This window comes from Streptomyces sp. NPDC001985, assembly GCF_040296845.1.
Lineage (GTDB): Bacteria > Actinomycetota > Actinomycetes > Streptomycetales > Streptomycetaceae > Streptomyces.
The window spans coordinates 1-12,194 of the sequence record NZ_JBEOYB010000025.1 but is presented as its reverse complement, the minus strand read 5'-3'; the positions used below and the strand labels follow the sequence as shown (position 1 = coordinate 12,194).

General features: G+C 73.2%; 7 protein-coding genes. 3 read left to right on the top strand and 4 right to left on the bottom strand.

Going from position 1 to position 12,194, the window contains the following annotated elements; genetic code table 11:
• The first annotated feature begins 2 nt into the window (after positions 1-2).
• The 3 genes from trxA (at position 3) to ABT122_RS13570 (ending at position 3,742) form a co-directional block, all read left to right on the top strand.
• Positions 3-341 (top strand): thioredoxin, encoded by a 339-nt coding sequence (gene trxA / locus ABT122_RS13580; protein WP_351550089.1) that lies wholly within the window; start codon positions 3-5, stop codon positions 339-341.
• 441 nt (positions 342-782) lie between these two features.
• On the top strand, positions 783-1,172 hold the full coding sequence (locus tag ABT122_RS13575) for a DUF4259 domain-containing protein (RefSeq protein ID WP_351550087.1): 390 nt from the start codon (positions 783-785) through the stop codon (positions 1,170-1,172).
• A 281-nt stretch (positions 1,173-1,453) separates the two neighbouring features.
• A complete protein-coding gene (locus ABT122_RS13570; protein WP_351550290.1) occupies positions 1,454-3,742 on the top strand; it encodes a HelD family protein in 2,289 nt (762 codons plus the stop codon).
• Between the two features lie 28 nt (positions 3,743-3,770).
• Here the strand turns inward: ABT122_RS13570 and glgB are convergent, their stop codons facing one another.
• The 4 genes from glgB to ABT122_RS13550 all read right to left on the bottom strand — a co-directional run bounded on the left by glgB (position 3,771) and on the right by ABT122_RS13550 (position 11,592).
• Complete coding sequence (gene glgB / locus ABT122_RS13565) at positions 3,771-6,131, bottom strand: 1,4-alpha-glucan branching enzyme (RefSeq protein WP_351550086.1); 2,361 nt, start codon at positions 6,129-6,131, stop codon at positions 3,771-3,773.
• Between the two features lie 141 nt (positions 6,132-6,272).
• A complete protein-coding gene (locus ABT122_RS13560; protein WP_351550084.1) occupies positions 6,273-7,682 on the bottom strand; it encodes a maltokinase N-terminal cap-like domain-containing protein in 1,410 nt (469 codons plus the stop codon).
• Between the two features lie 218 nt (positions 7,683-7,900).
• Entirely contained in the window at positions 7,901-9,607 is a 1,707-nt protein-coding gene (treS, locus tag ABT122_RS13555) for a maltose alpha-D-glucosyltransferase (protein WP_351550082.1), read from the bottom strand.
• Complete coding sequence (locus ABT122_RS13550; RefSeq protein WP_351550079.1) at positions 9,604-11,592, bottom strand: alpha-1,4-glucan--maltose-1-phosphate maltosyltransferase; 1,989 nt, start codon at positions 11,590-11,592, stop codon at positions 9,604-9,606. The genes treS and ABT122_RS13550 overlap by 4 nt, the downstream gene beginning before the upstream one ends.
• Positions 11,593-12,194 lie beyond the last annotated feature (602 nt).

Here is a 12,194-nt window from a genome sequence, read left to right as displayed (position 1 = left end):
GGATGATCAGAGCAGAAGGCGTCGCCATGGTGACGGACGCTGACTTCGCCGCGGAGGTACTGAAGGCCGACCACCCGGTCCTGGTCGAATTCACCGCCGCCTGGTGCGGCCCCTGCCACCAACTGGCCCCGGTCCTGAGCGCGGTGGCGAAGGAGGAGGCCGCCCGCCTCAAGGTGGTCCAGATCGACGTGGACCGGAACCCGGAGACGAGCGTGCGGTACGGAGTCCTCTCCACGCCGACCCTGATGGTCTTCCGCGCCGGCGAACCCGTCCACTCCCTGGTGGGCGCCCGCCCGAAGGCCCGGCTGCTGCGCGAACTGGACGCGGTGCTGACCGCCTGACCGGGTCGCGATGCCCATCGCCTCCGCCAGGAGGCGCAGCTGGACGGCGTTCGCGCTCGGAGCCGAGCGCGAACGCCGTCCTCCACACGGGGAGCGGTGCCGAAGCCGGAACCTTCGAGGTCCGCCTCACGCCCACCGGGCGCCACATCCTGACCGCGGTCGCCGGCACCGGAGCGTCGGCCGGAGTGCCGCGCGTCCAGTGCCCCGACGGGGAGAACACGCGCGGACGGGGACCGGGCATGGTGAGTGCCCTCGCCGACCGGGTCGAGATTCGCGGCGGCGCCGACGGCACGGTCACCGCGCGGCTGACCCGGGTGCTGGTTCAACCCGGGGGTGGCGATGGGCCGGCGGGGTCCCCGGACCCGGCGGACCCGGCGGTGTCAGTGCCCGTTGGTAGAAAGGAGGCACCGGCACGGCGCACCCACCAGCAGGAGGAACCCCATGGGCACCTGGGGCAGTGGCAATTTCGACAGTGACACGGCCGCCGATCATCTCTCCGGGCTCACCGGGGGGCTGATCGCGGAGATCACGGAGTTCATGGCGGGTGACCCCGTCGAGCTGGAGGCCGATGAGTACGGGGGGACGGTCGTGCCCTGCAATCTGGAGCTGCTGGGGCTGATCGCGCGCCAGGGGTATGTCGGGGCGCTGTTGCCGGAGGCCGGTGTGGTGGAGGAGTGGCGGGAGCGGTACATGCGGGCCTGGGAGGGGAGCATCGACGATCTGGAGCCCGTGGCGGGGCACAAGGAGGCCCGGCGGGAGCGGTTGACGCAGGTGTTCGACACGGTGGCGCGGGTGGCGCGGGAGCGGGACGAGGCGGTGGCGGCGGGGTAGCGCGAAGGGCGCGGGGCACGCCGACCTGAGGGACGGCCCCGGCTGCTCCACCGGGACAGCCCCGGCCCCGGAGCCGCCGGCCCGTCTCCGGATTCCGGGGCGGGCCACCCGGCCCTCACCCCCGGCCTCCGAATCCGGGCATAAAAATAACCCCACCGAATGGACGGATGGGGGTGCGCACTGGGTATATTGGGTGTTTCCATGTTCAGATTTTCTCTGGACATGGACATACTCACTGGTGAGACCATAACGCGTCTGGAGCTGAATTGTCAAGCGTGGAATTGCGGAACGAACAGCAATTCGTCTCCCTCCTCTATGAGCGCCTCGACGCCCTCCGGGAGCGGGCCGAGCAGAGCGTGCGCACCACCGTCCGGCAGACCGGCACGGGCCACCAGGCCCGCGTCGAACGCGATGTCGGCGTCGCCGAGTGCTCCGCCCATCTCGCCGCGCTCAACGCCGTCGACAGCGGCCTCTGCTTCGGCCGCCTCGACCTGCGCGACGGCGTCCGCCACCACATCGGCCGCATCGGCATCCGCGCGGACGACCCCGAGCGCACCCCGCTGCTCATCGACTGGCGCGCCCCCGTCGCCCGCCCCTTCTACCTCGCCACCGGCCATGAACCCATGGGGCTGAGCCGGCGCCGCCACATCACCACCGAGGGGCGCACCGTCACCGCGCTCCACGACGAACTGCTCGACCTCCGCGACGACTCCCGCACCGGACACGAGGACCCCGGCGGCGACGCCGTCCTCCTCGCCGCGCTCGGCGCCGCCCGCACCGGCCGGATGGCCGACATCGTCCGCACGATCCAGGCCGAGCAGGACCGCGTCATCCGCGCCCCGCGCCACGGCGTCCTGGTGGTCGAGGGCGGCCCCGGCACCGGCAAGACCGCCGTCGCCCTGCACCGCGCCGCCTATCTCCTCTACGCCCACCGCGAGCAGCTCGCCCGCCGCGCCGTCCTCATCGTCGGGCCCAACCCCGCCTTCCTCGGCTACATCGGCGAAGTGCTGCCCGCCCTCGGCGAGACCGGCGTGCTCCTCGCCACCCTGGCCGAGCTCTTCCCCGGCGTACGGGCCACCGGCACCGACACCCCCGCCGCCGCCGAGGTCAAGGGCCGCGCCGCCATGGCCGGCGCGCTCGCCGCCGCCGTACGGGGCCGCCAGACCCTCCCCGAGTCCTTCCCCGATGTCGACTTCGAGGACGAGGGCACGGTCCCCGAGGCCGCCCTGGAGATCGACCACGAGCAGTACGGCGGCCTCCTGCTGTACCGGGAGATGGCGTACGAGGCCCGCGACCGGGCCCGCGCCACCGGGCTGCCGCACAATCTCGCCCGGCCCGCCTTCGCGTTCCGGATCATCGACGCCCTCACCGCGCAGCTCGCCGACCGGCTGGGCGCCGACCCCTACGGCGGGCCCAATCTGCTCGGCCCCGACGACCTCGCCCAGCTCGGCAAGGAGATCGCCACCAGCTCCGCCGTCCACGCCGCCATCGAGGAACTCTGGCCGGCCCTCACCCCCGAGGAACTGGTCACCGGCTTTCTCGCGGAGCCGGAGCGGCAGCTCCCGGAGGCCGAGGCCGCCCTGATCCGCCGCTCCGGCGGTGACTGGACCCCCGCCGATGTGCCGCTGCTCGACGAGGCCGCCGAACTCCTCGGCCACGACGACACCGCCGAGCGCGCCGCCGCCGAGGCCGCGCGCCAGGAGCGGATCGCCTACGCGCAGGGCGTGCTCGACCTCTCCGAGGGCTCCAAGACCTATGAGTTCGAGGACCAGGAGTCCGAGCTGCTCTCGGCGCACGACATCATCGACGCCGAGCGGATGGCCGAGCGCCACGACGAGAGCGATGAGCGCAGCGCCGCCGAGCGCGCGGCGGCCGACCGCACCTGGGCCTTCGGGCACATCATCGTCGACGAGGCCCAGGAGCTGTCCGCGATGGCCTGGCGGCTGCTGATGCGCCGCTGCCCGACCCGCTCCATGACCCTGGTCGGCGACCCCGCCCAGACCGGAGACCCGGCCGGCCTCGGCTCCTGGGAGAAGATCCTCCAGCCGTATGTGGGCGACCGCTGGCAGCACACCCGGCTCGGGGTCAACTACCGCACACCCGCCGAGATCATGGAGCTGGCGGCGGCCGTCCGCCGGGAGGGTCACCCGGGCTTCGAGCCGCCGCGCTCCGTCCGCTCCACCGGAGCCGTCCCCCGCACGGTGCGGGCGAAGGACCGGGAGACCCTCGGTGACGCGGTCCTCGCCGCCGTGGCCGAGGAGACCGCCGCGGCCGGGGAGGCCGCGGGCCCCGGAGAGGGCGGCGGCCGGCTCGCGGTCATCGCCCCGCGCGAACTCCACGGCCTGCTCCGCCCCCTCCAGGGCCCCGTCGACCTCACCCGCCCCGTGGTGCTGCTCGACCCCCGGCAGGCCAAGGGCCTCGAATTCGACACCGTGATCGTCGTCGAGCCCGCGCTCCTCGGCACCAGCGATCTCTATGTCGCGCTCACCCGGGCCACCCAGCGCCTCGGCATCGTCCACACCGGTGAGCTGCCCCGGGCGCTCACCCCGGCCCCCGCCGCGGAGCGGTGAACGGCCGGGCGCCCGGCGCGCCCCGCGCTCACACCGGCCGCAGCCAGAGGGTCGCCAGCGGCGGCAGCGCGAGCCGCAGCGAGGAGCCCCGGCCGTGCGCCGGGACCGGCTCGGCCTTCAGCGGATCGGCGTTGCCCACCCCGCCGCCCCCGTACCGGACCTCGTCCGTGTTGAGCAGCTCCGCCCAGCACTCCACGTGCTCCGGCACCCCGATCCGGTACTCGTGCCGCACCACCGGCGAGAAGTTGCTCACCGACAGCAGCGGCCCGCCCGAGGCGTCGAACCGGAGGAACGCGAAGACATTGTCGTCGGCGGCGTCCCCGTCCACCCAGGAGAACCCCTCCGGGGCGCCGTCGCGCTGCCAGAGCGCCGGGGTCCGTCCGTACACCGCGTTCAACTCGGTGACCAGCAGCCGCACACCCCGGTGGTCCGGCTCGGCCGCGTAGGACGGGTCGAGCAGCCACCAGTCGGGGCCATGGCTCTCCGACCACTCCGCGCCCTGCGCGAATTCCTGCCCCATGAAAAGGAGCTGTTTGCCGGGGTGGGACCACATCATGCCGAGATACGCCCGGTGGTTGGCGCGCTGCTGCCACCAGTCGCCGGGCATCTTGCTCACCAGCGAACGCTTTCCGTGCACCACCTCGTCGTGCGAGATCGGCAGGATGTAGTTCTCGCTGTACGCGTACACCATCGAGAAGGTCATCTCGTGGTGGTGGAACTTGCGGTGCACCGGCTCGTGCGCGGCATAGCCCAGCGAGTCGTGCATCCACCCCATGTTCCACTTCAGCCCGAAGCCCAGCCCGCCGAAGCCCCCGGGGCCCACATGGTGGGTGGCGCGGGTGACCCCGTCCCAGGCGGTGGACTCCTCCGCGATGGTCACCACCCCCGGGCAGCGCCGGTAGACGGTGGCGTTCATCTCCTGGAGGAAGGCCACCGCGTCCAGGTTCTCCCGGCCGCCGTGCTCATTGGGCGTCCACTGGCCGTGCTCGCGCGAGTAGTCGAGGTAGAGCATCGAGGCGACCGCGTCCACCCGCAGCCCGTCGACATGGAACTCCTCGCACCAGTAGACCGCGTTGGCCACCAGGAAGTTCCGCACCTCCGTGCGGCCGTAGTCGAACTCCAGCGTGCCCCAGTCCGGGTGGGCCGCCCGGGACGGGTCGGCCGGCTCGTACAGCGGGCGCCCGTCGAACTCGGCCAGCGCCCAGTCGTCGCGCGGGAAGTGCGCGGGCACCCAGTCCACGATCACCCCGATGCCCGCCCGGTGCAGCGCGTCGACCAGGTACCGGAAGTCGTCCGGGGTGCCCAGCCGGGAGGTGGGCGCGTAGAAGCCGGTGACCTGGTAGCCCCAGGAGCCGCCGAACGGATGCTCGGCCACCGGCATCAGCTCCACATGGGTGAAGCCGAGGTCCCGTACGTAGTCCGGGAGCTGACGGGCGAGCTGGCGGTAGGTGAGCCCGGGCCGCCAGGAGGCCAGATGCACCTCGTAGACCGAGAAGGGCGACTCGTGCACCGGGCGGTCGCCCCGGTGCGCCATCCACTCCTCGTCCCGCCACACATGGTGGGACTCGGTCACCACCGACGCCGTCGCGGGCGGCACCTCGGTCCGGCGGGCCATCGGGTCGGCGCGCAGGGTGAGCGAGCCGTCCGGGCGCATGATCTGGAACTTGTACAGCGCCCCCTCGCCGACCCCCGGCAGGAACAGCTCCCACACCCCCGACGAGCCCAGCGAGCGCATCGGGCACCCGGTGCCGTCCCAGTGGGTGAAGTCCCCGGTGACCCGCACGCCGCGCGCGTTCGGCGCCCAGACGGTGAACCGGGTCCCGGTGACCCGCTGATGGGTCATCGGCCGTGCGCCCAGCGCCCGCCACAGCTCCTCGTGCCGGCCCTCGCCGATCAGATGCAGGTCGAGTTCGCCGAGCGCGGGCGGGAAGCGGTACGGATCGTGCGCCTCGGTCTCCCACCGGCCCCCGCCGCCGTCGCCGTCGTCGTACGCCACGAGCAGCCGGTACTCCGGCGCGGCGGCGGAGAGCGGCGGCAGCGCCAGCACCCCGGCGAAGAGCCCATCGCCCTCGCTGTGCAGCCCCCCGGCCGTCAGCCCCGGAGCGAGGACGGTCACGGCGCGGGCGAAGGGCCGCAGCACCCGCACCACCACCCCGCCGTCGCCGGGGTGCGCGCCGAGGACGGAGTGCGGGTCGTGGTGGCCGCCGGAGAGCAGCCGCTCCCGTTCGCCCGGGTCGAGCGGCGGCGCCGGGCGCGCGGCGGCGTGAGCCGGGCCGGGGTCCGGGGCGGGTGCGGCCCGGGGCTCGGGGGCCGCCGGGGCAGGCGCGGGAGCCGGGGCCGGGGCGGGTACGGGCGAGGAGGAGGTGCGGGACGGGGGGCGGGCGGTCACGGGGGTCGGGCCTCCTAGGCGGGTGGGGCGGGGCGGGGCAGTGGGGTCGGGGCCGGGTCTCGGGGTGTGCGCCCGGGTCCCGGGTCCCGGTCCCGCTCTCGGTCTCGGGGTACCGGAGCCGGGGTGCCGGGGGCGGGGGTGTCAGTCCCGGGGGCGGAGCAGCGCCGACGCGGCCAGCCGGTCGATCGCGGCCATCGGCACCGGCAGCCAGTCGGGGCGGTGCCGGGCCTCGTAGACGACCTCGTACACCGCCTTGTCCGTCTCGTACGCGCGCAGCAGCTCGGGCTCCTCGCGCGGGTCGGCGCCCGAGGTCTCGGCGTATCCCTCGCAGTACGCGGCCCGGCAGCGCTCCGCCCAGGCCGGGTTCCAGGGGCGGTGGGTGCGGGCCGCGTAGTCGAAGGAGCGGAGTATCCCGGCGATGTCCCGGACCGGGGGCTGCGGGCGGCGCCGCTCGGCGAGGGGGCGGGCGGGCTCGCCCTCGAAGTCGATCAGCGACCATCCGCCGCCGGCGGCCGGCGAGGTGTCGTGCAGCGCCTGGCCGAGGTGGAGATCCCCGTGCACCCGCTGGGCCCGCCGGGCGCGCCCCGTGCCGCCGAGTTCGGCGACGGCCCCGTACGCGGCCCGCAGCCGGGGCGCGTACGGCAGCAGCGCGGGCACCGCGCGGGCGGCCTCGTCGAGCCGCCGGCTCATGCCGTCGGCGAGCCGCTGGGTGTGCGGCCGGCCGAGCGCGACGGTCGGCAGCTCGGCGGCGAGCGCGGTGTGCACCTCGGCGGTGACCCGGCCGAGCGCCCGCGCCTCGTCGGTGAAGGGCGCCCCGCCGGCCAGCGCCTCCAGCGCGAGGAGCCAGCCGTCCCGGGAGTCGCGCAGATAGGGCTGGAGCACGCCGAGGGTGTACGGTCGCGGCGCGGCGGACTCGTACCAGGCGACCGGCACCGGGACCCGGGCGCACCCGGCGCGGGCCAGCGCCAGCGGCAGTTCCAGGTCGGGGTTGGGGCCCGGCTGGACGCGCCGGAAGACCTTGAGGATGTACGCGTCCCCGTACACCAGCGAGGTGTTGGACTGCTCGGTGGCCAGCGGCCGGGCGCGCAGCCCCCCGGGGACGGCCGGGCCGCCGTCGAAGCGGTCGAAGCGCAGCGGTCCGAGCGCGCCCGGGGTGCGCAGCCGCTCCAGGATCAGCTCGGCGAGCCGGGGATCGTACAGCCCCTCGTACACCGTCCGTCCGGCGAGCGGTCCGTCCGCCGGGCGGCCGATGAGGGCGGGGGCGAGCGGGGGCGGCAGGGTGCGGCGCACGCCCAGGAGGAGTTGGTAGCAGTCCCGGGCGGCCCGCCGGGCGGTGCCGGGCTGCCGGACGGCGATCAGCAGATGGAGCAGTCCGGGGCCGGCGCCGGTGCCGGAAACCGGCAGCAGTTCGGTGGCCGAGACCAGGGAGAAGCCGGTGACCGGCTGTCCCTTGCCGGCGAACCAGCGCTGGCGGGGCAGCCAGGCGTGCAGCAGCGGCGCGAGGGACGGGAGCAGACCGGTGGAGGTCCGGGTGGATGCAGCCTCCGACATGGAATCGCGTCCTTTCTCCGGGTACACATAAATTGCGCCGAATGCGCAGAGTGTTCCGGATCATGGCGTTGACTGTCCGGCGGCGCGCGGGGGTGGGGGGCGAGTGCCCGGCGCGGGGCGGTGGAAACCGCCCCGCACGGGGGTCCGTCCCGGGACCGGGGTACCAGGGGCACCGGGGGTCCCGGGGCGCACCGGGAGGGCCGCCCGCCCCTCCGGTGTCAGGCCGCCGTGGTGCTCTTCCTGAGGCGGAACCAGTAGAAGCCGTGGCCCGCCAGGGTGAGCAGATAGGGCCACTGGCCGACCGGCGGGAAGCGCACCCCGCCGATCAGCTCGACCGGGTGCCGTCCGGTGAACTGCCGCAGATCCAGCTCGGTGGGCTGGGCGAACCGCGAGAAGTTGTGGACGCACATCACCAGGTCGTCCTTGTGCTCGCGGGTGAAGGCGAGCACGGCGGGGTTGGACGAGGGCAGTTCGTTGTACGAGCCGAGCCCGAAGGCGGGGTTCTGCTTGCGGATCTCGATCATCCGCCGGGTCCAGTGCAGCAGCGAGGAGGGGCTGCTCATGGACGCCTCGACATTGGTCACCTGGTAGCCGTAGACCGGGTCCATGATGGTCGGCAGATAGAGCCGCCCGGGGTCGCAGGAGGAGAATCCCGCGTTCCGGTCGGGGGTCCACTGCATGGGGGTGCGCACCGCGTCGCGGTCGCCGAGCCAGATGTTGTCCCCCATCCCGATCTCGTCGCCGTAGTAGAGGATCGGCGAGCCGGGCAGCGACAGCAGCAGCGCGGTGAAGAGTTCGATCTGGTTGCGGTCGTTGTCCAGCAGGGGCGCGAGCCGGCGGCGGATGCCGATGTTGGCCCGCATGCGCGGATCTTTGGCGTACTCCGCGTACATGTAGTCGCGCTCCTCGTCGGTGACCATCTCCAGGGTCAGCTCGTCGTGGTTGCGCAGGAAGATGCCCCACTGGCAGTTGCGGGGGATCGCCGGGGTCTTGGCGAGGATCTCCGAGACCGGGTAGCGGGACTCGCGCCGCACGGCCATGAAGATGCGGGGCATCACCGGGAAGTGGAACGCCATGTGGCACTCGTCGCCGCCGGCCCCGAAGTCCCCGAGGTACGCGGCCACGTCCTCGGGCCACTGGTTGGCCTCGGCGAGCAGCACGGTGTCGGGGTAGTGGGCGTCGATCTCCCCGCGGACCCGTTTGAGGAAGGAGTGGGTGGCCGGGAGGTTCTCGCAGTTGGTGCCCTCCTCCTGGTAGAGGTAGGGCACCGCGTCGAGGCGGAAGCCGTCGATGCCCAGGTCGAGCCAGAACCGCAGGGCGGAGATGATCTCCTCCTGCACCGCCGGGTTCTCGTAGTTGAGATCGGGCTGGTGGGAGAAGAACCGGTGCCAGTAGTACTGCTTGCGCACCGGGTCGAAGGTCCAGTTGGAGGTCTCCGTGTCGACGAAGATGATCCGGGCGTCCTGGTACTGCTTGTCGTCGTCGGCCCAGACGTAGTAGTCGCCATAGGGGCCCTCGGGGTTGCCGCGCGACTGGAGGAACCACTCGTGCTGATCGCTCGTATGGTTCATGACAAAGTCGATGATCACGCGCATCCCGCGCTGGTGGGCGGCGTCGACGAACTCCACGAAGTCGGCGAGATCGCCGAACTCCGGCAGTACGGAGGTGTAGTCCGCCACGTCGTAACCCCCGTCCCGCAGGGGTGACTTGAAGAACGGCGGCAGCCAGAGGCAGTCCACCCCCAGCCACTGGAGGTAGTCGAGCTTGGCGGTGATGCCCTTGAGGTCTCCGACGCCGTCCCCGTTGCTGTCCTGGAAGGACCGCACGAGGACCTCGTAGAAGACCGCCCGCTTGAACCAGTCGGGATCGCGGTCCTTGGCGGGGGTGTCCTCGAACAGGTCGTGGACGGGCTCATTGACGATCATGATGTGGGTGACCCTCCGATCGGCGGGGACGGTCGCAGAACCACGATGTGCGCGGGCGTACGGCCCGGCTCCAGACGCACATACGCGGATCTGCCCCAGTGATAGGTCTCGCCGGTGAGCTCGTCGCGCACCGGGGCGGTCTCGTGCCAAGCGAGGCCGAGTCGCGGCATGTCCAACGAGACCGTCGCCTCCTGGGTGTGGTGGGGGTCGAGGTTCACGACGACGATGACCGTGTTCGAGGAGGAACGTTTCGAATACGCGATGACCGCGTCGTTGTCGGTGTGGTGGAAGTGCAGCGAGCGGAGCTGCTGGAGCGCGGGGTGCCGCCTTCTGATCCGGTTGAGGGCGGTGATCAGGGGCGCGATGGTGCGTCCGGTGCGCTCGGCGGCCTCCCAGTCGCGCGGGCGCAGCTCGTACTTCTCCGAGTGCAGATACTCCTCGCTGCCCGGCCGGAGCGCGGTGTTCTCGCACAGTTCGTAACCGGCGTACACCCCCCAGCTGGGGGACAGGGTGGCGGCCAGGACCGCGCGCGCCTCGAACGCCGGCCGGCCGCCGTGCTGGAGATAGCCGTGCAGGATGTCGGGCGTGTTCACGAAGAGGTTGGGGCGCAGATACGCGGCGGTCTCGCCGGACAGCTCGGTGAGGTACTCCGTCAGCTCCCGCTTGCCGTTGCGCCAGGTGAAGTAGGTGTACGACTGCTGGAAGCCGACGGCGGCCAGCGTCCGCATCATGGCCGGCCGGGTGAACGCCTCCGCCAGGAAGATCACATCCGGGTCGGTGCGGGCGATGTCCGCGAGGACCTGCTCCCAGAAGACCACCGGCTTGGTGTGCGGATTGTCCACCCGGAAGATCCGCACCCCCCGGTCCATCCAGAACCGCAGCAGCCGCACCGACTCGCGCACCAGGCCCCGCATGTCCCGGTCGAAGGCGAGGGGGTAGATGTCCTGGTACTTCTTGGGCGGGTTCTCGGCGTACGCGACCGTGCCGTCGGGGCGCCGGCGGAACCACTCGGGGTGCTCGCTCACCCAGGGGTGGTCGGGGGAGCACTGGAGCGCGAAGTCGAGGGCGACCTCCATCCGCAGGGAGCGGGCGGTCGCCACGAAGTGGTCGAAGTCCTCGAAGGTGCCGAGATCCGGGTGGAGGGCGTCGTGGCCGCCGTCCGGGGAGCCGATCGCCCAGGGCACGCCGACATCGTGGGGGCCGGGGGAGAGGGAGTTGTCGGGGCCCTTGCGGAAGGTGGTGCCGATGGGGTGGACCGGCGGCAGATAGACCACGTCGAAGCCCATCGCGGCCACGGCGGGCAGCCGCCGGGCGGCGGTGCGGAAGGTGCCGGAGACGGGCGGGGCGCCCGGGGTGACCACGGCACCCTCGGAGCGCGGGAACAGCTCGTACCACGATCCGAAGAGCGCCCGGCCGCGCTCCACCAGGAGCGGCAGCGGGCGCGAGAGGGTGACCCGCTCCCGCAGCGGATGGCGGTCGAGGGCCTCGGTCGCGTCGGGCGCGAGCGCGGCGGCCAGCCGGGCGGCCGGGGGGCGGCCGGGGTCGCGCAGCGCGTCCACCACCGCGAGCACCGCCTCCCGGCCGTCGCTCTTGGGGACGCCCTCGGCCGCCCGCTCGTACAGCCCCGCGCCCTCGGCGAGGACGAGCGCGGTGTCGATGCCCGCCGGGATCTTGAGCCGGGCGGTGCGGAGCCAGCCGGCGACCGGGTCGCTCCACGCCTCGACGGCGAAGCTCCAGTGGCCCTCCGCGTCGGGGGTGATCTCCGCGCTCCAGCGGTCGGTGCCGGGGTCCCGTTCCCGCATGGGGGTCCAGGGGCCGGGCCGGCCGCTGGGGTCCCGCAGGACGACATTGGCGGCGACAGGATCGTGTCCCTCGCCGAAGACAGTGGCGCTGACCTCGAAGGTCTCGCCGACGACAGCTTTCGCCGGCCTCCTTCCGCAGTCGATTCGGGGGCGGACGTCCAGGACGGGAATGCGACCGATCATGGGCTCACCTGAGGGCTGTGCGGGCAGGGCAGGTTGAGACAAAGGTGATGCTTTGAAAGTTTTACCTGATATTTGTGACGGTTTGGTCGAAGGCTGGCGGGCTGGGGGCATGACCGCTCCTGTCCGCGTTCACTCGGGTGGGCGGATGACGGCTGGCGGTACGGGCGGAACAGCTGGCGCGACGGCGGCCGGGCGGCCGGCGGAGAGCGGGTGGCCGGCCGGGCCGGGTCGGGCCGGGTCGGGCCGGTCGGCGCGGACATCCCGGGACGCGGGTGAGGACGCGTACCGGGGGAGCCTTCCCCTGCCCTCCGGGCGGGCAATCCGGTGTATTCCTGCCTACTGGGGCGCCGCTGTGCGCACAAGAGTTGCGCCGGTACGCGAGGGCGGCGCGCGGGACCGGCACGGCACGGTGGCACAGGGCCACGGCACGGGGCGGGGCCTTATGCCGGTGGCATAGGGGTCCGGCACTCCGGGGGCGGCGGCGGGGCCGGGCGCTCGGCGGTCCGCGCCGCTGGTCCGCGCGGCCGGGCGGCGCCCGGCGGCCACGGGCGGGCCGTCCCGGTGCGAGGCCGGGCGAGGGGGGGGGGGGCCGGGGGGGGCCG